The 20952-nt window shown below is 35.3% G+C and carries 15 protein-coding genes, 1 pseudogene and 1 other annotated feature; of the genes and pseudogenes, 9 read left to right on the top strand and 7 right to left on the bottom strand.

Annotated elements, in window-relative coordinates:
* Nucleotides 1-27 precede the first annotated feature (27 nt).
* Nucleotides 28-855 carry a flagellar motor protein MotP gene (gene motP / locus JNUCC74_RS12085; protein WP_077321385.1) on the top strand — a complete coding sequence of 276 codons (828 nt, stop codon included), beginning with the start codon at nt 28-30 and terminating at the stop codon, nt 853-855.
* On the top strand, nt 845-1645 hold the full coding sequence (motS, locus tag JNUCC74_RS12080) for a flagellar motor protein MotS (RefSeq protein ID WP_077321384.1): 801 nt from the start codon (nt 845-847) through the stop codon (nt 1643-1645). The genes motP and motS overlap by 11 nt, the downstream gene beginning before the upstream one ends.
* A 220-nt stretch (nt 1646-1865) precedes the next feature.
* On the opposite strand, the gene JNUCC74_RS12075 is transcribed toward motS, so the two are convergent.
* The 4 genes from JNUCC74_RS12075 to JNUCC74_RS12060 all read right to left on the bottom strand — a co-directional run bounded on the left by JNUCC74_RS12075 (nt 1866) and on the right by JNUCC74_RS12060 (nt 7267).
* Nucleotides 1866-3035, bottom strand: a complete 1170-nt coding sequence (locus JNUCC74_RS12075) for an acetoin utilization protein AcuC (RefSeq protein ID WP_454065535.1) — start codon at nt 3033-3035, stop codon at nt 1866-1868.
* On the bottom strand, nt 3032-3688 hold the full coding sequence (locus JNUCC74_RS12070) for an acetoin utilization AcuB family protein (RefSeq protein WP_077321382.1): 657 nt from the start codon (nt 3686-3688) through the stop codon (nt 3032-3034). Before JNUCC74_RS12070 ends, JNUCC74_RS12075 begins: the two co-directional genes overlap by 4 nt.
* A 1-nt stretch (nt 3689) precedes the next feature.
* On the bottom strand, nt 3690-4343 hold the full coding sequence (locus JNUCC74_RS12065; RefSeq protein ID WP_454065534.1) for a GNAT family N-acetyltransferase: 654 nt from the start codon (nt 4341-4343) through the stop codon (nt 3690-3692).
* A 185-nt stretch (nt 4344-4528) separates the two neighbouring features.
* Nucleotides 4529-7267: a transglycosylase domain-containing protein gene (locus tag JNUCC74_RS12060; protein WP_454067893.1), complete on the bottom strand. Its 2739-nt coding sequence runs from the start codon at nt 7265-7267 to the stop codon at nt 4529-4531.
* A 198-nt stretch (nt 7268-7465) separates the two neighbouring features.
* Nucleotides 7466-7745, top strand: a binding site (T-box leader).
* Between the two features lie 294 nt (nt 7746-8039).
* On the opposite strand from JNUCC74_RS12060, the gene tyrS reads away from it, so the two are divergent.
* Nucleotides 8040-9305 carry a tyrosine--tRNA ligase gene (tyrS, locus tag JNUCC74_RS12055; protein WP_454065533.1) on the top strand — a complete coding sequence of 422 codons (1266 nt, stop codon included), beginning with the start codon at nt 8040-8042 and terminating at the stop codon, nt 9303-9305.
* 858 nt (nt 9306-10163) lie between these two features.
* A pseudogene (locus JNUCC74_RS12050) lies at nt 10164-10247 on the top strand (hypothetical protein); the annotation flags it as partial.
* Between the two features lie 376 nt (nt 10248-10623).
* On the opposite strand, the gene JNUCC74_RS12045 reads toward JNUCC74_RS12050, so the two are convergent.
* Nucleotides 10624-11037 (bottom strand): DUF4064 domain-containing protein, encoded by a 414-nt coding sequence (locus JNUCC74_RS12045; RefSeq protein WP_077321378.1) that lies wholly within the window; start codon nt 11035-11037, stop codon nt 10624-10626.
* Between the two features lie 983 nt (nt 11038-12020).
* Here JNUCC74_RS12045 and JNUCC74_RS12040 point away from each other — a divergent pair.
* From JNUCC74_RS12040 to JNUCC74_RS12030, 3 genes are all read left to right on the top strand, one after another.
* Entirely contained in the window at nt 12021-13121 is a 1101-nt protein-coding gene (locus tag JNUCC74_RS12040) for a class II histone deacetylase (protein ID WP_454065532.1), read from the top strand.
* A gap of 973 nt (nt 13122-14094) precedes the next feature.
* The gene (locus tag JNUCC74_RS12035; RefSeq protein ID WP_454065531.1) at nt 14095-15792 is read left to right on the top strand and encodes a ribonuclease YeeF family protein; all 1698 of its coding nucleotides are present in this window, start codon (nt 14095-14097) and stop codon (nt 15790-15792) included.
* Complete coding sequence (locus tag JNUCC74_RS12030; RefSeq protein WP_454065530.1) at nt 15770-16120, top strand: transposase; 351 nt, start codon at nt 15770-15772, stop codon at nt 16118-16120. The genes JNUCC74_RS12035 and JNUCC74_RS12030 overlap by 23 nt, the downstream gene beginning before the upstream one ends.
* A gap of 369 nt (nt 16121-16489) precedes the next feature.
* On the opposite strand, the gene rpsD is transcribed toward JNUCC74_RS12030, so the two are convergent.
* Nucleotides 16490-17092: a 30S ribosomal protein S4 gene (rpsD, locus tag JNUCC74_RS12025; RefSeq protein ID WP_077321373.1), complete on the bottom strand. Its 603-nt coding sequence runs from the start codon at nt 17090-17092 to the stop codon at nt 16490-16492.
* A gap of 652 nt (nt 17093-17744) precedes the next feature.
* Between rpsD and JNUCC74_RS12020 the strand changes: the two genes are divergently transcribed.
* Nucleotides 17745-19526, top strand: coding sequence for a sensor domain-containing diguanylate cyclase (locus tag JNUCC74_RS12020; RefSeq protein WP_454065529.1), 1782 nt, complete (start codon nt 17745-17747; stop codon nt 19524-19526).
* Between the two features lie 61 nt (nt 19527-19587).
* Here JNUCC74_RS12020 and JNUCC74_RS12015 read toward each other — a convergent pair whose 3' ends face one another.
* Entirely contained in the window at nt 19588-20082 is a 495-nt protein-coding gene (locus tag JNUCC74_RS12015) for a GAF domain-containing protein (protein WP_454065528.1), read from the bottom strand.
* A 113-nt stretch (nt 20083-20195) separates the two neighbouring features.
* Here JNUCC74_RS12015 and refZ point away from each other — a divergent pair, with 113 nt between their 5' ends.
* Nucleotides 20196-20819: a forespore capture DNA-binding protein RefZ gene (refZ, locus tag JNUCC74_RS12010; protein ID WP_454065527.1), complete on the top strand. Its 624-nt coding sequence runs from the start codon at nt 20196-20198 to the stop codon at nt 20817-20819.
* The last annotated feature ends 133 nt before the right edge of the window (nt 20820-20952 follow it).

The raw sequence follows: 20952 nt of genomic DNA, 5'->3' as shown, positions 1-20952 counted from the left end.
TATTTCTATTCTTGAGGAGAGAGAGCCATGAGAAAACGCGATATATTAACTCCTTTCGGCATTACCATGGGTTTTATAATGATTATGCTTGCTATTTTAACAAATAGCAGCACTTCGGAAGCAGCAAATTTATTCTTGGATCTGTCATCGATTTTTATTGTTATTGGTGGCTTAATCGCTTCGATGCTAATAAACTTTAAATTTGAACAGATTAAACTTACAAGAAAAGTACTAAGTGAAGCTTTTCATAAAAATGATCAGCAGCTACCGCAATTAATTGAGTTGTTTGTCCATTTGTCAGAACGTGCTAGACGTGAGGGGATACTCGCTTTAGAAAATGAATTGGAAGAAGTGAAAGACCCATTCATTAAAAAAGGCATTCTGCTTGCAGTAGATGGTATAGAACCTGAGGTTATCAAAGATATTCTGGAAGCAGAAATAATTGCGGTGGAGGATAGACATTATCGAGGTCGACAGTTAATTGAAAAAGCAGGCGAATATGCACCTTCTTGGGGAATGATAGGGACACTGGTAGGGCTTGTACTTATGCTCAATAGCTTACAAGATCCAGCCAGCCTAGGCCCAAGTATGGCTGTAGCCTTGCTTACGACACTTTATGGTACGGTTCTTTCTAATCTAGTGTTTATTCCAATGGCAAGTAAATTAGAAAGTAAAACCGAAGAAGAGGTGTTTATTAAACAAGTTATTATTGAAGGTGTCATTGGAGTACAATCAGGACAAAATCCGAGAATATTAGAAGAAAAATTAAGTGCTTTCCTTTCTAATGAGGTAAAAGCAAAGCAAACTTCTGAACAACATGCTGAGTTTGTGGAGGAGAGCTTCCATGAGGCGTAGAGAAATTAGAAGATCTGAGAAAAAAGGTGCTCCTAAATGGATGGTTACCTACTCAGATATGGTTACACTTATTTTAGTTTTCTTCGTGTTGTTATTCTCTATGTCTCAAATCGATTTGGTGAAGTTTGAAGCTATTTCTGAATCATTTCGTAATCGGATGATTTTTGACTTCTATCCATCAGCCGTCCCAATGGATCATCCTACGGAGCATTCAAGCGATGAAGAAAGTGGGAAACAATCCAATGAATTTGAGACACCAACACAGCTTGATGATAACACAGCTCGAGATGAGAAAGCTGATGCTGACGTTTCTTCACTCGATCAATTGCTGCAGGAAGTCGAAGCATATTTGGATGAAAATGAGTTGAATAATGTGATCACAGCAACTCGTACCGATCAAGGGGTAGAGCTTGTTTTACAGGATAGTATTTTATTTGATTCCGGAGATGCAACTATTTTAGAATCAGCTAAACCGTTTTTAAATAAAGTAAGCTCTTTGTTACATAATATTCCTAATCCTGTTCACGTAGAAGGTCATACAGATAGTAGACCAATTTCCAATTACAGATATCCTTCTAATTGGGAGTTATCAGGAGCAAGAGCCGGTAGTGTAATCCGTTACTTATTAGAAAAGAATGACTTTGATAAATCACGGTTTTCTTCAGTCGGTTACGCTGATACACAGCCAGTAGCTCCTAATACTACTCCAGCCAATTGGAGTAAAAATCGCAGAGTAGAAATTATAATTTTGGAAGATAGTAAAGCAAATAATGAGAAAAACAAGGAGTAATAAGAAAAGGATACTAATTGATAACAATGGTATCCTTTTTTACATTTTTTAAAACTTGATAGGTTGACGGTAAACCATTTTTGTTTGTCACGATAGATTCACTATGTAGAAACGGATATCGTTTCCTAGATAGCAAAATGTTTCTCTAGATCTTTAAAAAACAATCAAAGATCTAGAGGAACAGCTGTAGTATGGCCTATGTAATACAATAAGTTTGCTATTATTTATCAGCTGGAGTATTCAATGTCGTATATTTAAGTAACTGACGTAAGGAGATATCGTTTTTTTCGGATATTTCTTCTTTTCTCGGTATCGAAGGTACAATGCTTGGATCATCTTCCCAATAAGTAGGTAAAGCAACAGGGCTTTTTTCCCTCCACTTGCTTATCCATTCTTCGGGTAATGGCCCACTTGCAGGTAGCCCCAGATGCATTACATTCCATACTTGTGCCCAAGCTCTTGGAACAACTCTCCACATATCATAGCCGCCTCCACCAAGTGCAATCCATTTTCCATTACAATATTGATGTGCCAATTGATGAGCTAACTGGGGAATTGTTTCATAGATAGTCATTGTACAGCATAAATGTGATAATGGATCATAGCAATGGGCATCTGCCCCATTTTGAGAAACAATAATATCTGGTTTAAAAAACGCTGCAATTTCTTTTAATGCAGTGGTGAAAACATGAAGAAAAGATTCATCTTCTGTAAATGCGTCAATTGGAAGGTTAAATGAGTATCCATGCCCTTTTTTAATTCCTCGTTCATTAACATTTCCTGTTCCCGGAAATAAATATCTCCCTGTTTCATGGATTGAGAAAGTACAAACGTTAGGGTCATCATAAAAAGCCCATTGAACACCATCACCATGATGGGCATCAGTATCTACATATAAGACACGCAGGTTATATTTTTCCCGTATATACCGTATCGCTATTGCGCCATCATTATAAATACAAAAACCCGAGGCTTTGCGTTTAAATCCATGATGAAGACCACCGCCAAGATTAGATGCATGCATAGCACGTCCGCTTAAGACCTCATCTACAGCAGTTAATGTTCCTCCGACAAGGAAGGCTGATGCATGATGCATATCTGGAAATATGGGGGTATCCTCTGTTCCCAAGCCAAACTCAACAGCCTCTTGCTCTGGTAAGGACTGCTTACTAGCACGTTTTACAGCTTCAACATAGGCGTGATCATGGAAAAGTTTAATTTCTTCATCGGTCGCTTTTCGTGGAGGTACAATATCGCTATCATTGAGTAGACCAGCATATTGTAATAGCTCTGTTGTTAATAACACTCGATTTTGATTAAAAGGATGGTCTTTATGAAAGTGATAATGAAGCAAATCTTCAGAAAATATATACTTAGCTGTACATGTCATTGGTTCAACCCCACCGTATTATTAGGGTAAAGAAGTTCATAATCAGCCTCTCGAAGATCTTGAATAACTGGAAGTGGATTCATTGTTTGAATACGGATGACCAATACCTTATAATCGGCGTCGTCTTTATAGGGATAGACGAGCACAGAAACAATATTTGTTTTCCTTTTACCAAATATTGCTGTTACTTCTGGTAGAATTCCTGGACGATCTGGTACTTTCATTTCAATATGTGAGCTTTGGACATGAGTTCCTGTTAATTGAATCATCGTATATAGCATATCCTTTTCTGTAACGATACCCACTAACCTGTTTTTTTCTCTTACCACAGGTAAGCAGGCAATCTCTTTATCGTAAAAGATCTTGGCTATTTCCTCGACAAAATCTAAAGGATGGATCGTGACTACAGGGTGGCTCATAATTGTCTGAATTTCGTGCTCTAACTCAGCCGGATTAGAATCATCTGTTTCAAAAATAGAAGGACTAGCATCACGAACATCTCGATCCGAGACAATTCCTATTACTTGATGGTGCTCATTTATAATAGGAATATGACGGATCTTATGCTTATTTAACAAGTACAATGCTTGTTTAATCGTTGCAGTAGGAGGTAGAGTAATTACCTCTGTTTTCATAATTTCTTCGACAAGCATTTTAAAACCCCTCCTGCAAATTACTATATTTATGTCGACCTAAGAAACGCAATGTATCAAAACGTTTTACCGACTCTTCCGAAACATTTTTGCCAATTCGTACCATTAAGCAATTAGCCGGATGTGAAATAATTTCCGGATCATCCGTAGGTGCTGGATCTAGTCCACCAGCAGCCATCATCTTTTCCATTACTTTTCGATACTCCCAAATGCTTAACTTTGTGCCATTTAAGTCCCAATGCCAATAATATTCCGTTGAAATAATAATGTAGTTTTCCATAAATTTATCCATCATGGATACTTCTAATAAGCTAGAGGCAATATGTTCCCCACGATATTCCGGTACAACTTCAATGGCTCCAAGTTCAATTAATTCTTCCATTTCAAATTCTGACCAGCGTTCCAACGAATCAGGATGTAAATATGTCACATACCCTATGATGGTGTTACTGGTCCTAGCTGCAATAATACGCCCTTCAGGGAATGTAGAGATATTAATAATAGCTTCGAATTGTTTTGGAGCTGGACGAAATGCCGTTAAATCTTTGTGAAAGTTATACTTTTTTAATTCCTCAGCCGCTAAAGGACCTTCAATAATAATAGTTCCTTTCTTTGTCTCTTTTTTCATTGAATGATACTTCTTTTCATGTTTCATCGGCCCACCACCTGTCATGTAATACGCTTACATTTAATTATACAACAACAAGGTCAGAATTTTTAGTAAGAGCTATGAAGTATTTCTAACAAATATTTCTAATTATCATAATATCAATTACACAATGTAGTTTGTTTTACTTAAAATATATAAGCTTGCGAATCCAATCGCAAGCTTATAGAAAATTAATTATTATTGGTTACATTATCTTCTTTATTTGCTTCTCCATTTGTGTTGGTGTTTTCCTCGGTCTCTTTATTTGGTTTTTCCTTAGGTTGCTCTGTCTGGTTTTGCTCCTCTTGTTGTTTTTGATCTTGTTTCTTTTGTCCTTGTTGTTTTTGCTCTTCTTGCTTTAACTCCTGTTGTTTTGGTTTTTCATGTTCATTCGTTTGCTGTTTCCTTTTTTGAACATCTCTTTTAGCAGGTTGATGCTGTTTAATCGGTGGATTAGTAGTTTGCTTTTTTCTTTTGCTGCGTTCCATCTGATTCTTGTTATGATTAGAAGTATTTGTTTTACGACCAATTCTTTCCCATTTCTCTCTTTCTGTGCGTGGAAATAAAATGCTTAGATCACTTAATTTATCATAGCCTTTGCGCTTTAAAAATTCTGGATTAAAGGCAAACCCATAACTTGTTGAGATCAAGCTATCATCAACTTTGGTCGGCACATACTTGCTGTTAAATAGATCTGTTTTAACTAACCCTGCTTTTTCACAAAGTTTAGATGGAAGTAAACCTGATATTGCACAATAGCTGCGTTGTACAATTCCTTCTGGGCGTTTAAATGGAGCAGATGGCGCCAGTAATTTAGGGTCAATATCTGTTGCTCGATTGATTAACTCAGCCCATAATTTAATATTTCTTTGGCTGTATGTTAAGGACATGTTTGCATTGTTTAATGGGTAAGGAGTGTTATAACCTATCCATGTTCCAAACGTCACATTTGGATTTGTTGCTACGAACCAAGCGTCATGATAATCTTCTGATGTACCGGTTTTACCAGCCCAATCGACACCACGGTATTTTAATTGGGAATTAGCATAAACAGCCGTTCCATTTGTAAGAACATCACGCATCATATCAACAGTTAAATAAGTCGTTTGTGGTGAAAACACAGTTACCGGCTTTGTTTTATGCTCGTAAATAACTTTCCCATCTTTCGTGGTGATTTTATCAATCAAATAGGCATCAGCAAATTTTCCATTGTTACCGAATGTAGCAAAAGCATTGACATTCTCCTCAATGGTAGCGTTCATTGTTCCAATAGATAAGGAAGGATTTGTATAATCATTTTCTGTTAATGTCGTAAATCCCATTTTTTCTAAATACTTTTTAGCTGGATTTAAATGGATGATTTTTGAATAGATTTCAGCAGCTGGAATATTATAGGAATATGCTAGCGCTGTTCTTGCCGAAACTAATCCGTAGTTTCCTCCGCCATAGTTGCTTGGTTTACCGGGTTGCCAACCAGGTAACGATTTTGGATAGTCTGCAAGCACACTTCCAGGCTGAATCATTCCTTCTTCCATTGCTGGAGCGTAATCCAATAAAGGTTTAATGGTACTTCCATTTGAACGTGCTACTTGATTTGAAGCATAGTTAATCGAATTTTCTTCAGAATAGCCGCGTCCGCCAACAAAACTGATAATTCTTCCAGTGCTATTTTCAATTAACACACTTCCTGATTGTACTTTTTCTGTTACTTCTTTTGTTTCTCCAGTTTCTGGATCCTTTTTTAAAAATGTTCGATCTGGACCGTAGTATGGAAATTCTTTTGCTACTTTCTGCATCGCGTCATATATATCTTTATTAATTGTAGTGTGAATATGATACCCATTTACTCGCAAATCACGGTCAGCTTTTTCACGGTATTCTTTTTTTAAGTCGGCATTTTTCTGTAAATCCTTCATCGTATAGCCATCTTTTTTGGCAAGCTGTTTCATAAGTATTTCAGACGCCCTTGCTTCAACTTCAAAGGTTAAATAAGGGTATTTTTCGATAGGAGATACTGAACCTTTAGTAAAGTCTTTTGTAATATCGTAGTTAATTGCTTCATCATATTCTTTTTTAGTTATATCGTTGGATTCATACATTCGTTTTAAAACGAATTTCATCCGATTGATTCCTAATTGCAAATGCTCTTTACTTTTTAAACTACCATCATTTTTAAATGGTGTATAAGCAGATGGGCTTTGCGGCAACCCTGCTAAGTAAGCAGCTTGAGGAAGACTAAGTTCGTTTGCCGAAATACCAAATATTCCTTGAGACGCTGTTTCTACACCAGCAATATTATTTCCGGAGGCGTCTCTGCCATAGGGAACAATATTTAAATAAGCTTCTAATATTTCATCTTTTTTAAAAAAGCGTTCTAAACGCAACGCAAGTAGAATTTCCTTTGCTTTTCGTTCAAAAGATACTTCATCGGTTAAAATTTGGTTTTTAATAAGCTGTTGGGTTAATGTGCTTCCTCCTGTTTTTGTCTCTGTGTTAAGCACTTCCTGTAAAATGGCCCGTAAAATTGCTTTAGGCACTACTCCATTATGCTCTTTGAAATACTCATCTTCCGTTGCAATTACCGCGTCAGTTAAAGCTGGTGAGATTTTATCCAGCGTTGTTTCTTCGCGGTAAAGATCTGATTGTAAATTTCCGATATATGTGCCTCCAGCAAAATACAGCTTGGATGTTTCCTCGTAGTTGTAAATATCTTGCTTCATAGCGGCAAAAGATCGTACCGGTTCGTCCTTTACAAGAGAAGCAAAGTAACCAGCTCCGATACCAACTACAAAAAAACAGGCAATTAAACCTACAATTAGAAAAAATAAAATAATATTCCAAATAACGTTATAGGATATTCGTGAAACACGTTGAATTTTACCTGCTTTCCATAACTCTTGCCATTTTGCAAGGAAAGATTGAAAAGACATATTTTCCACTTGCATACGGGGTTTCCATTTATTTATATACGTACGGAGTCTTTCTTTCCAATTCATATCTACCCTCCTAAATTCTTTCTTATTATAGCATAATCCGTAATCTGTTCGATAATAAATTATTGTTTTGTTATTGCTTTTACATATTGCTTTTACAAAAAAGATATGGTATAGATATATACTAATAGGACATTTACTGCTAAGAAGGAACGAAGTAGTTTTACAAATCCCTGTTTCAGAGAACTAGCGGATGGTGCAAGCTATGTCATATTTGTAAAACGAATTACATTCTGGAGCATTTTCTGTTATCAAATGAAGTTATATTAAATGAAGAGTGGCTATGACGCTTTTTTTGTATTAACCTCAAAACTTCTTAGATAAAGAAACGGTGGAAACACCGTTATCAATACCAAGTGGCAATTCATATTGCAACAAGGGTGGTACCGCGTGTAAAAGTAAGCTCGTCCCTTTTTTGAGGGGAGGAGTTTTTTTGTACTATAGGAAAGTAGTCATATAAGAAAAACTAAAGCTTTCGCCATAAAGACTTGTGACAAGCCATGTTTTTATAATTATGTGTCAAGAGCGTACATTTTTTGCGCAGAGGTTTATTTGAAGCTTAATTGTTTTATAAGTGTAACTAACAGCTTAACTTCACCAGTGGCTTGTGCTAGCCAAGTTTTCTAATATACAGATGTAGTTTTGTATATGGTTAGGAGACTTAAAATGATAAATGAGTTAAAAAATTGTATGTAATGGAGGCAGTAAAATGGATATTTTACAGGACTTAGAAACTAGAGGTTTAATTAATCAAGTAACTGATCGTGAGGGTTTAGAAAAGCATCTTGCTGAAAATGAAGTAACATTATATTGTGGATTCGATCCCACAGCAGATAGCTTACATATTGGACATTTAGTACCGATTATTATGCTGAAACGCTTCCAAAAGGCTGGTCATAAACCAATTGCTCTTATTGGTGGAGGAACGGGAATGATAGGTGATCCAAGTGGAAGAAATACAGAACGCTCTTTAAATGAAAGCGAAGTTGTAAAAGGATATAGTGAAAAGATTAAACAACAGATTGCCCGTATCCTTGAGTTTGGCAAGGGTGAAAATCCAGTTGTTGCAAGAAATAACCATGATTGGTTGGCTAGTATGACGATTATTGATTTTCTAAGGGATGCTGGTAAACATTTCAGTATTAATTATATGCTGGCAAAGGAGTCAGTATCAGCACGGATTGAACAAGGCATTTCCTACACAGAATTTAGTTACATGATTTTACAATCACTTGATTACTTGAAGTTATATGAAGAAGAGGGCTGCACATTACAAATTGGCGGAAGTGACCAATGGGGTAATATTACTGCTGGGATGGAATTAATTCGTCGTACTCGAAAAGAAGGCGAGGAAGCAAATGTATTTGGTTTAACTGTTCCTTTAATTACGAAAGCAGATGGAACCAAGTTCGGAAAAACTGCGGGAGGAGCAATTTGGCTTGATCCAGAAAAAACATCACCGTATGAATTCTATCAATTCTGGTTAAATACAGACGACCGAGATGTTATAAAGTTTCTTCGTTACTTTACGTTTATTTCAGAAGAAGAACTAGCTAAATTAGAAAATGAAATAAAAACACGTCCAGAAAAACGTGTTGCCCATCGTCGATTAGCAGAAGAAATGACACGAATGGTTCATAACGAAGAAGCTTTAAAACAAGCCCAAAAAATATCAGCTTCTTTATTCAGTGGGGATATTAAAGAGCTATCTGCCAGTGATATTAAGCAAGGCTTTAAAGATGTTCCTACCTTTAAGGTTGAAACAAAAGATATTGGTTTAGTTGATTTACTGGTTCAAGCAAATATTTCTCCATCGAAAAGACAAGCACGGGAAGATATTACAAATGGTGCGATTTACATTAATGGTGACCGTCAACAGGATACACAATATACGCTGCAAGCAGAGGATAGAATTGAGGAAACCTTTACAGTAATACGAAGAGGGAAGAAAAAGTATTTTCTAATCACATTTTAAAAACAGTGAAAAAGTGTAGGGGAGCCGGAATGCTTCCCTGTGCTTTTATAGTTTAGGAAATTATATTCCGTATTCTTTTTACATATTGTATATTTTTTAGATTGAGCGCTTCCAATCCGTACAAACTTCGATCATATATTTTACGATAAGTCAACATCGGCTCGAATCTAAAAGAAGCCGACGAAAAGTGGGCTTGCCGCTCAGGTGTACGCACCCCCTGTTTTAGAGGCATGTTTTTCTTTATCTTGCTGAAGGGGGTACTTCAGGAGTTATAGAGAATACGAAGAAAAAAGTGAGAGCTAAAAGGGCTAAATGCTGGTTCGTTTGGGAGACAGGACAGAAATGCCTCGGCAGCGACGCATCGCGGTTTTTCAAGGATAAGAAAAACTTCTTTGATGTACATAGAAAAAACTCTGGCAACGATACTTCGCGATAAGGAGACTGTTAACTTTGTCTTTGATCTACTGATTCAGAGAGAAAAGTACTTCTTAAATAAAGCAACACTTTATCTCGTTAGAAGTTCTTCAGTTAGTACGTGCTTTTGTTCTAATCTTAAAATATTATAAATACCTAAATAGGTACTATCCATGTTTTTCTATACTATAGTAAAAAGATGAAAAAAGAGGAAATGCACATGAAGAAGTAAAATCTGAAAGTTTTTGCTTACTTAGTATTGTTTAGTAATTATCGTCGTAGCCATGATGCTTTTACAGGCTTAGTATAGAACGAACTTGCTCATAAGCTGAACCTTTCCTGCATAAAACAAATATTTTGTTAAAATGAATGAACCAGAAAAGTAACTTGATAAAGGAGATTAAAATACTGTTTAACTAGTTATGATAAGGCGGGAAAAAACGTGAAGTAACATTTACAGGCAGTAAACAGCTGAAAAAGGATGCGTATTTAAAGGTTTTGCCAAAGCGAACATATGTAGACTCTTGAAAAGAAGTAAAATTTGATGAATTACCACATAAGGGTAAAGAGCATGTCCAAAAAAGTTAAAAAAAATCAGTAAGTTCAAGGTGGCATGATTTGGAACAGCAGGGTTTATACAGTTGAACAGTGATCATTTGGATTCTACCATAAAATTCCATCCATTTAGTGAAAAAATCCGATATGTTATTTCCGAAGGCTTTTTGGACATCCTCTTAATGGGAGTTTTAAAATAATATGCTGATAAAGCAGAATTAATTAATATACGGATTCCAAATTACGTCATTAGGGAAGTAACCAAATAAAGATGCTTACTTCCCGTAGCTTATAAATGTAGTTCTTGCTTGATATAAAACAAGTTTACTCATGGGCTGATAAGAAAAAATTACGCTATCATTTGCTTCTCTTTACGCACGAGGGCTATGATACCTGCAATTAAATAGGCAGCACCGGCAAAAAGTCCAAAAAACGCTGTTAGCACAGTACCTAATACTGCGGTAATAAGCAGTATGATCGCAGCAATTTTTGGTTTTTTATTTCCTATCAGTAAAAAGATAGAAATTCCTCCTAAAACAATGCCAACAATTGATACAATTAATAAAGTCGTAGCTCCACTTTCAAGAGCAACAGTGACCTCTTCAGCACTTAAGTTAGTTTCTTGCTCTTCTTGCATGACCTCTTCTATTAGCTGTTCTACTGCAGCATTATCAGCAAATAGAAAGCTGGCCGTTCCCAATACCATTAAACCAAAGATTACCATCCCAATAACCGTAAAGATTATTTCACCAGTACGTTTCATTTTAATACCTCCAATTAAAAAATGTATATTCGCCTGCCTGAATAAAGAACATTTAAATAATTACAAAACAACTGATTCCCTTTAAAACTTATGTAGAGAATAGGCAAATATGTTACTAATTTATCATATTCTTGTATGTAAGGCTAGAAAAATTTAGTAAATTTTTCTATTTCTAAATTAAATATGGTTCACTATAGAAACAAAGGATTCACCTCCCTAGTTAGTAAGATGTTTTCACATATACCTTATATACGAATTAAAAATTACTTGGTTTCAAAAAATAAATTGCAAGGGGAAAAATTTTAGGTTTTTATTCATAATCAAACCGCCTGGTCTATTGAACAACCATACTATTGTTATTCTATGACTGGTGCTTTCAAAATTATATTTAAATATGGATAATGAAGTATTCGCTTGTTACCAATTCATACAGTAAGTTACGGGCATTCGAAGTTATTTTGTAAACGTATTCTTTGGCTTTGTCTAGCATCAATGGAAGTATTCTAGAGTCATACTGCGCTAATGAATGAACTGTTAACCCTGGTGATGTGGTGTAAGGAACAAAAGAATTAAATAAATAGAGTTGGTGTTTAAAAGGGAATGAATGAGTTGGGATCTCCTTCATGTGTTTACGTGTGAAATGAAAAATAAAACTTTTAATTCTTGGTCAACACCCATGTACCAGAAAAGTCAGTGGTTAGATCAAGAATTTTCATTTCCAAGAAATGAAAAATGTTAATTTTGCTTATTTAATACTAATTTATGGCTGTGGTAAAGATAAGTGGCTACTGTGATTTTTTTAAGACGAAAATCATGATTACTAAATAATAGAGTTGACTATATAGATAATATTTGTTATTTTTTTAAATTGTGTTTACATTTTATCTATTTATTTTAACCTATAATAACTACTAATCTAATATTAAAGCAGCTGTCGGAATGATACATTTCTACGTAAATTCGTGAAAAACGGAGGGGTTGCGATGAAACATACAGGGTTTATTTGTGATGAAAGTTATTTTTGGCATCAAACTGGAAACGGGGCATTAAATCTGAGTGCCGGTGGTTGGATTCAAGAGGATATACATGCTGAAAATCCAGAAACGAAACGACGTGTTAAAAATTTACTTGAGCGCTCGAAATTTATCAAACAGCTTCAGCAGATTGAACCTAGATCAGCTACACCACGGGAAATCGAAATGAATCATGAACAAACGTATATTGAACGGATCAAGCAACTAAGTGAAACAGGTGGTGGAGATGCAGGAGTACGTGCGCTTGTTGGTCCAAATTCATATGAAATTGCCTTATTGTCAGCTGGGGGCGTGCTAACTGCCATTGACGCTGTAATGACAGAAGAGGTGAAAAATGTATATGCTCTCATTCGTCCTCCTGGTCATCATGCTGAATTCGAAAAAGGAATGGGTTTTTGCTTGTTTAACAATGTTGCAATTGGTGCAAAATATTTGCGCAAAAAGTATGGTACAAACCGAATTTTAATTTTAGATTGGGATGTACATCATGGGAACGGAACAGAGAGCGCTTTCCGTACGGATCCTAACGTGCTTTTTATTTCTATTCATCAAGAGAATACCTTTCCGAAAAACCGTGGAGGAATTACATATACAGGAGAAGGGGAAGGAGAGGGCTTTAACGTTAATATTGAATTACCAGCGGGAACAGGTAATGAAGGATATCGATACACGTTTGAACAAATTGTTGAGCCAATAATAGATCAGTTTCAACCGGAATTTATCTTCATATCAGCAGGTCAGGATCCGAGCCGTTTTGATCCTTTGGGACGTATGCTTGTAACCGCATCAGGATTTTACGATATGGCACTAAGTATAAAACGACTTGCAGAAAAGCATTGTAACGGAAGGTTAGTTGCTTGTCATGAAGGCGGGTACAGCACTGCATATGTTCCGTTTTGTACACTTAGGGTTTTAGAAGCCCTCTCTGGAAAAACTAGTGGAATAGACGATCCATTTGATTTGGGTTATCATGAAGGACCACTATATCCAAATCAAATCGAAGCGGTCGATAAAGTAGTAAATATCCAGAAAAAATATTGGGATTTATGAAGGAACTATAACTGTTAGTATCTATAAAAATAGTTGTGGAATATAATGTTGTAAATATTCCATGAAGAAAAAGGAAGGCAGCTTAAATGAGTCCAATATTCATTTTTGCTATATTTTCAAAAACTGTAAACAAGAATTAAAACTAAAATAAAAATAATCGCCAACCCAACTAAAGTTGATCCCAGAATTGTTGAAATACGATCTAGTTTTTCTTCTATAAATATTTTTCTTAAAAAAGTGTAAATAATAAGCCCCTAAAAAAACCTCCAGTACCATTAGTAACTATATCTGTTGCTCCTAAACCAAATATATACTGACAAACCTCTAAGCTTAAACTGAAGAGAAATATATATCCTAGTTTTTTCATTACACCTGTATTTTTACTAACTATCCTTAGTAATCCTCAAAGTGGAATGAAAATGACTATGTTATCAATTACTTCACTCAAAACAATTGTTCCATTAGATACAACGGATTCTTTGAATGGAATTAAATTAATCTTACGTAACCGACTGTCCACGAAAGAAAAAAGCTGCTAATACTAAGGTAAAATTTGAAAAGAATAATCCAAACTACAGTCAACAATTACAGAATCACTAATATTGACCTCGCTTTTTGTTTAAGATAATTCTCTTTATTTAAACTCAAAAATAGTCTCCTTGAGGTAGAAAAACTCTGCACTATACAACATACTAACCCTATAACAATTAAAAAACAATAGAATGATATCTATCTAATGAATAGATTAAATTATACTTTGGACACGTTTAAAAAAGATGATTGACATACTAATTACATTTATAACTTTCGATTTAATATCTTGGCATTATTCTCTCCCCAACAAAACCACCTCCTATAACCAGTTACGGGGAGGTGGCATTTTTATTTTCCTCATAAACAATTCAATAAATTTTGCACTTTTAGTATAATGCAATTATAGGAGGCAATTGAATTTCAACTAAGATGGGAGGAGATGTCAATCAAGGCGCTGTATGTAGGGGAATGTCATAGCTTTATCGATAAAACATTGGCGCAGCTAGAACAGATACATACACAAATCAAAAATATCCAGAAAAGCATAGAAGGCTTTATCGCTTTAGAAGAAGCTTTTAAAGGGAAGACAGCTCAATCTATTCGAACTTTTTATCAGGAAGTACACATGTCGTTTCTGTTGTTCCTAGAGGGGTTCATTGATAATTATTCGAATACGTTACGGGAAATAAAACAATCCATTAATGAACTGGAACCGAACAGGAATAGCGTTATTCGAGAGGATTTTCTTGCGGGTGGTGTTCAACGAGGACTTAAACGAGCAGAACATATGACAATGATGCTAACCGATGAAGCAAATGCTGTTCTTCAGTCGGTTAGAGACATTATTCATATTCGGGATTTAGATGATGGGGAGTTTCTGGACAACGTACAACATGCAAAGAAAATGACACACAAGACCATTGAAAAGCTGTATCTATTTGATCGACATAATACAGCTAAGCTAGAGCCTGTGGAGCAAGATCTCCATACCATGAAAAACTATGTAAGTCGAATTAGAGAATTAGGAAACAGCGGTCAAATACATATTGCAACGTACCAAGCAAGAAAGATATCTGATCAACAGATTCATCAAAAGCTGATGCAAGGTCTCATGAAAAAGGCTGGAAAGAATGCCATCGATTTAGAAGTCATCATGGGGGAACTTGGCAAACGTCTATTTTCGAAGTTTATTCCATTAGCAGCGATTCCGATTAACTATATGCAGAAACATTTTGGGCTGAAAACAATGAATTACAGTTATCGTGCTATGCAGGCCGTACTAGCAGCAACGGGGGACAGTTTAACTGCCAGTGAGTTTGTCACGCTCGAGGATCTCGTTGTTTCAAAAATAAAGGTATCGGATTACAAGGGAGTAAGGCAAGGAATTTATTACACCCTAGCTGATGGCAGGATAGTTCGGAAGTTCCAATCAGAAACAGGTGTAAACTATGAACTGGTTCGTACGATTCCAGCGAATCGACATAAGCCAAAAGAACCGAAAAAAAGCTGGTTAGAAAAGACTGCTGGTGGTGTGAAAGATACATTTGTAAAAGCGGGAGAATTTGGAGCAGCAGCTGTAAAAGAAACAGCAGACTTTCTCATTTTAGATGATGTTAATACTATTTTGGATTCAGAAGCTTCCACGACCGATAGAATAGTATCTGGAGTTTCTTTGATTCCAGCGGGGAAAGTTCTAAAGCTGATTAAAGCTGGAAAAGGTACGCTTAAATTTGCGAATAAGGGTGGAACGAAAGCAAAAAAAGTAACTAACAAACAGAATTTAAAAAAGTATGATATAGGCGCTTATAATAAAATTAGAGGAGTACCAGGATTAGACGCACACCACGTTGGACAAAAAGTTGTTATGAAAAAATTTATAAATAACTATGATTGGAAAAGCGCGCCTGCTATATTAGTACCAAAAGTAGGTCATACTATTAGGGGACCAAAAGGCATAGTATCAAGAAATTCGAAAGGTATTGAAAATGGAAGACAATTATTGGCAAGGGATATAATCGAATTAAGAAGAGTTTATCCAGATATTCCTAACAGTCAATTAAAAAAGCTAATTCAGATGAATAAAAGCTTATATCCAGAGTTGAGGAGGAATAAACATGAAAAAGCAAGAAATTATTAGACATCTATATCAATCAACCATAAAAGAAAATCTAACAACTTATCGGGATTTATTCAAAAATACTAACTTAAACGAAGTAACTGATCCTTATTGGAAAGAATCAATAGAGCTTTATAATGAACTTTCATCTCATAATAAAGAGGTCTTATTTAAAATAATTGAACAAATAGAAATTGATACTTTATCTACTATTCTTAGGATTTTAGATGAAGGAATAATCTTAGAAGACGAAGAAGTAGAATTTGATTTAACTATTAAAGGAAACGAAAAGTCAATAAATGGAGATTTGCAAGATTTATTTTTGGAATACGATGAGGAAAATAGATAATATTTATAGCTTGCTTTTTGCAGTGCTTCTGTCTTAAGGAGTAAGGTGGTAAAACATGGTTATGGAAAATAAATATGAGCAGCTTGAAAAAATAGCCAGGTTAAAAGAATAAGGGGCTTTAACCGAGGCTGAATTTGAGCGGAAAAAGAAAAAATACTAAGTGAATAAAATAAGAGAAGGTTTTTATGCCTTCTCTTTTTTGCTCGTTTTAAATTAATAAACACCTGTCCGCACGTACTTAAAAACCTCCCCTAAATGAATGGGGGAGTATATATTATTTTACGAAGCAGAAAAAACAAAAAACCCTAGAACACTTGAAATGGCAAGCTTTCTAGGGTCTTTAAAACTGTTAAAAAATATGCACTGAAATTAACGTGAGTAGAACTCAACGATTAAGGATTCATTAATTTCAGCAGGAAGTTCTTCACGTTCTGCGTAACGAGTGAATGTTCCTTCTAATTTATTTTCATCTAGTGTTAAATAGTCAGGAACAAAATTATTCACTTCGAGCGCTTCTTTAACGATATCCAAGTTCTTGGATTTTTCACGTAAGCCAATAACTTGGCCGGGTTTTACCAAGTAAGATGGAATATCAACACGAGCACCATCAACAGTGATGTGACCATGGTTAACTAGCTGACGAGCTTGTCTACGCGTACGAGCAAAGCCAAGGCGGTAAACAAGGTTATCAAGACGGGATTCAAGCAATAGCATGAAGTTCTCACCGTGAACACCTTTCATTTTACCTGCTCGGTTAAACAACGTACGGAATTGACGCTCATTTAAACCATACATAAAACGTAATTTTTGCTTTTCTTGTTGTTGTAACCCATATTCAGATATTTTCTTACGTTGATTTGGTCCATGTTGACCTGGTGCATAAGGTCGTTTATCTAATTCTTTACCAGTTCCGGTTAATGAAATGCCAAGACGACGTGACTTTTTCCATATTGGTCCAGTATAGCGAGCCATAAGACATTTCCTCCTTTTTCTTTTATTTGTATAAAATAAAAGAGCGTGTTCTATACACTTGCTCATATTGTTTTCATGTACCATCGCTCCAGCAGCTAAGAGTTACACGATACACCTCTGTGAAGTAGAGGAACAACATGGTTACAAGCGCCAGATCACTAAGGCTACTTTATTATTTTACACAACGAATAGTATATATTTTTTACAAAGAGAAGTCAACTACTTATTGAAAATAGATTTCGATAAATTAAAACATAGGAAAAAAGACCTACATAAGTTATAATAAGTTTAATAAGCTATTTATTCCATATTAATAGCTCATATATAAAATTCAAGCTACAAGATGACATTTAAAAGCAGCGTGGGTTTAGGTTGATAGGATTAGTAAAACTTCGCCAGCAACAACGCTTGAAGAAAAAGCTAAGAACAAGCAACTTCCCAGCGACTCATCAGATCTTACAAGAACAAGAAAAATGTTCACCGTACTACATCGTGACAGATTTTTTCAAGGTGGTAGCCTTTGGTCTACTGCTTGCCACCGGAATGACGTTTCACTTTTTATTATAAAAAGTATTTTATGCATGATTTCCTATAATGGAGCTTAGTTGTACAAGAATGGCATTTAAAAACTAAATGATAGCTGGTGAAAATGATGAATTTAAAACATGTGAAGCAACAATTACATAAGGCTTATTTTGAATTGCTAACGATTGCTTCGAGTCAATGTTTAGAAAAAAGCTTATCATTCATGATCGAACGGATAGCTCAACTAGAAGGTATTCGAAGTGCAGGGATATATCGCTATTGTGAAGATGGTTATCACTTGCTTCATAGAGTAGAAATGGACAATTCCGAACCATCCCTTAATAGTAGAGTTGTACCAGTACATATGGAAATTCATCAGTGGATCGAGGCGGAAAACGTCAATGGCTATTTTATGAAATTAAATGCAGAATACGTGCTATATATTGAAAGTAAAAAACAAATGGATCATTTGCTATTAAATATGCTGCAATCTGAAGTGGTACGGATGCTTCGCGCTACAACATGGAGAATGAATCAACAAGGTCAATTCAAATTTCTTTATCACTTATCGATCCGATTGTTTACAATGGAAAATAAAGCGGAGATTGTTCAAGAAGTCATTACCGCCATTACGCAATTTTATCCAAGCTATACTACTCAATTACTATTATCTCGGGATACAGATATTGAAATTGACTGTCCGATTCAACCAATTACGTATAATGATGAAGAGCCTATGAGCTACAGTTCCATGGCGTTTATTTCCGGAGAGGTACAAATAGAGAAACATTCAGAGCAAATTTATAAATTGTTTGCACCTCTAACAGGAAATCAAGGAGTATATGGGGTTATTCAGCTTGTAAAAGAAAAAGGAGTATATTTACAGAAAAATGATGTTCAGTTTATTATGGAAATTGCTCAAACTGCTGGAAAATCGATAGAGAATGCAAGTCTTATGGAAAATAGCAGTCATCAAATTTCGGATTTAAAGTTAATTAATGATGTGACTCATAAACTAAATTCTAATTTAGATTTAAAAGGAATTATGGAATACGTACGCAATAAAATCATTGATATTTGTCAGGCGATGGAAGTTGGATTTATTTTCAAACGTGACCATGAATACACGACTATCGAAGCTGCAAGTACAAGTTATTTTAAGTCACAAGGAGGTGCATTTGCATCATACTTATTAGAGAACATTGACGGTCCAAAATTTTACGGAAATTACAAAGAATACCCTGGGTTACCATATCGGTCACTGTTAATTATTCCAATGCAACAAGAATTTGAAGTTTACGGATTAGTTGTTATTATGCATCCATTATCTTACTTCTTTTCCTTTGAACGGTTTAAATTATTACAATCATTGATTCAACATTGCTCGTTAGCTCTCTCTAATGCGATTTTAAAAGAAGAACTGCAAAAGGCAGTAATAACCGATTATTTAACAAAGCTTTATTCAAGAAGCTATTTAGAAGAAATGATCATAAAATTAAGAAAATCAACGGCTAAAGGAGCTCTAATATTGTTTGATATTGATGATTTTAAACGAGTAAATGATACGTATGGACACCATGTTGGTGATAAAGTATTAAAGCAAGTTGCCGATGTGATTCATGAATACACGGCAGAAGAGGCGATCCCTTCCAGATGGGGTGGGGAGGAGCTTGCAATTTATACGCCAAATCAGGAAATAGATGATGCCGTAGCTTTAGCAAAAAAAATTTGCCAACATGTAGAGCGTTCGACTGATCCATCGGTTACAGTTTCCTGTGGGGTCTCTTCTTGGGGAGATGTTGGTAAAGATACAGTAAGTGAATTATTTATTCGCGCCGACCGTGCTCTTTACGAAGCAAAAAGCAAGGGGAAAAATAGTGTTGTTAAATCCTGGGATTTTTATAAATAAAATAATGCTAGCGGCTGAACCCAATGGAGGTTACCGCTAGCTAAAAAGTAAAATATATGTTTTAATGACTGGATAAATGCGTTTGTAATGCATCAACGAATTTTTCTAAGTAGATTTGGTCGTCATGGTCGAATCGATTTTTTATCGGACTATCAATATCGAGCACTCCATAAATATTACCATCTTTCATTATCGGTATGACAATTTCAGATTTACTAGCACTGTCACAGGCAATATGACCTGGAAAATCATGAACATTTGCTATACGCTGGGTTGCTTTTTCTTTTACAGCTGTACCGCAAACTCCTTTTCCGTATCCAATCCTGATGCATGCAGGTAAACCTTGAAACGGCCCAAGTACTAGTTCATTGTCTTGTTCTTTCCAAAGGTAGAATCCCACCCAATTTATTTGATCGAGAAATTGATTTAATAATGCAGACGCATTTGCTAAAATGGCAATATGCTCATGTTCATCCTCACTTAGGGCATGCAACTGACGAATTAATAGATGATAATCTTTTTCTTTATTACCGGAGTACGTACTTGTTTGAAACATGAAACATTTCCTTTCTGATTCGTTATTTCGACAAAGGATATTTTTTTGTCGAGCGAAAAATGCAGGATATATTATCTCTTTTGTCGTAAAAGAGATGTAAGGAGTTGAGTTATATGAAAATCAATCCCTCAAAACGAAAGGTGCTGGAAGCTGCTTCTAGTTTATTTTTTCAAAAAGGATTTCATGGTACGTCCGTTCGTGATATAGCCGATAAAGCAAATGTAAATGTATCGCTAATTAGCTACTATTTTAATGGAAAGCAAGGGTTGTTAGAATTTGCAGTAACGGAATATTATGAAAAATACTTAGAGACAATCGAAGCAGCTCTGGAAGTGAATCATAATTTAAATCCATTAAATAAGCTTAAGGAATTAATTTTTATTATTATACAGTATAAACAGAGCAAACATCAATTTTCCTGTTTTATACATCGAGAGCTGTCTTTGGACTCTATTTTTGTAAGGGAGATGACTGTCACTTATCTAGCGAAGGAGAACCACTTTATTAGCAATGCTTTTTATGCTGTGTTGAATGAGCGAACAACTTCTATAAATGACCGTACTTATTTATACATGCAACTAAAAGGTATGCTGGTTACTCCATATATGATGCCAAATGAATGGAAAAACCAAATTATAGGACAATATTCCCATGAATTATTTGTCCAAAATTATGTAAAAACGATCCATCAATGGTTAGATTTTGTCGTAGCACAAGAGACAAATCTGGTAAATTAAGATTTTTACCCGTAATTCGTCAATTTATTTGTATTTTTTTAGCAAAACAAGCAATGAACATGGTATTATTATATGTAGATTTATTTGTGATAAGAAATTATCCTAGGAACGTTATCCTATTTATAGTGCGTGT

Source organism: Cerasibacillus sp. JNUCC 74 (genome assembly GCF_053667775.1).
This window is presented reverse-complemented; position numbering and strand designations above follow the sequence as displayed.

Excerpts from the sequence above, each read along its gene's own strand:
- motP (WP_077321385.1), top strand. The coding sequence starts at position 28 with ATGAGAAAACGCGATATATTAACTCCTTTCGGCATTACCATGGGTTTT.
- motS (WP_077321384.1), top strand. The coding sequence starts at position 845 with ATGAGGCGTAGAGAAATTAGAAGATCTGAGAAAAAAGGTGCTCCTAAA.
- JNUCC74_RS12075 (WP_454065535.1), bottom strand. The coding sequence starts at position 3,035 with ATGACATGTACAGCTAAGTATATATTTTCTGAAGATTTGCTTCATTAT.
- JNUCC74_RS12070 (WP_077321382.1), bottom strand. The coding sequence starts at position 3,688 with ATGCTTGTCGAAGAAATTATGAAAACAGAGGTAATTACTCTACCTCCT.
- JNUCC74_RS12065 (WP_454065534.1), bottom strand. The coding sequence starts at position 4,343 with ATGAAACATGAAAAGAAGTATCATTCAATGAAAAAAGAGACAAAGAAA.
- JNUCC74_RS12060 (WP_454067893.1), bottom strand. The coding sequence starts at position 7,267 with ATGTCTTTTCAATCTTTCCTTGCAAAATGGCAAGAGTTATGGAAAGCA.
- tyrS (WP_454065533.1), top strand. The coding sequence starts at position 8,040 with ATGGATATTTTACAGGACTTAGAAACTAGAGGTTTAATTAATCAAGTA.
- JNUCC74_RS12045 (WP_077321378.1), bottom strand. The coding sequence starts at position 11,037 with ATGAAACGTACTGGTGAAATAATCTTTACGGTTATTGGGATGGTAATC.
- JNUCC74_RS12040 (WP_454065532.1), top strand. The coding sequence starts at position 12,021 with ATGAAACATACAGGGTTTATTTGTGATGAAAGTTATTTTTGGCATCAA.
- JNUCC74_RS12035 (WP_454065531.1), top strand. The coding sequence starts at position 14,095 with ATGTCAATCAAGGCGCTGTATGTAGGGGAATGTCATAGCTTTATCGAT.
- JNUCC74_RS12030 (WP_454065530.1), top strand. The coding sequence starts at position 15,770 with ATGAAAAAGCAAGAAATTATTAGACATCTATATCAATCAACCATAAAA.
- rpsD (WP_077321373.1), bottom strand. The coding sequence starts at position 17,092 with ATGGCTCGCTATACTGGACCAATATGGAAAAAGTCACGTCGTCTTGGC.
- JNUCC74_RS12020 (WP_454065529.1), top strand. The coding sequence starts at position 17,745 with ATGAATTTAAAACATGTGAAGCAACAATTACATAAGGCTTATTTTGAA.
- JNUCC74_RS12015 (WP_454065528.1), bottom strand. The coding sequence starts at position 20,082 with ATGTTTCAAACAAGTACGTACTCCGGTAATAAAGAAAAAGATTATCAT.
- refZ (WP_454065527.1), top strand. The coding sequence starts at position 20,196 with ATGAAAATCAATCCCTCAAAACGAAAGGTGCTGGAAGCTGCTTCTAGT.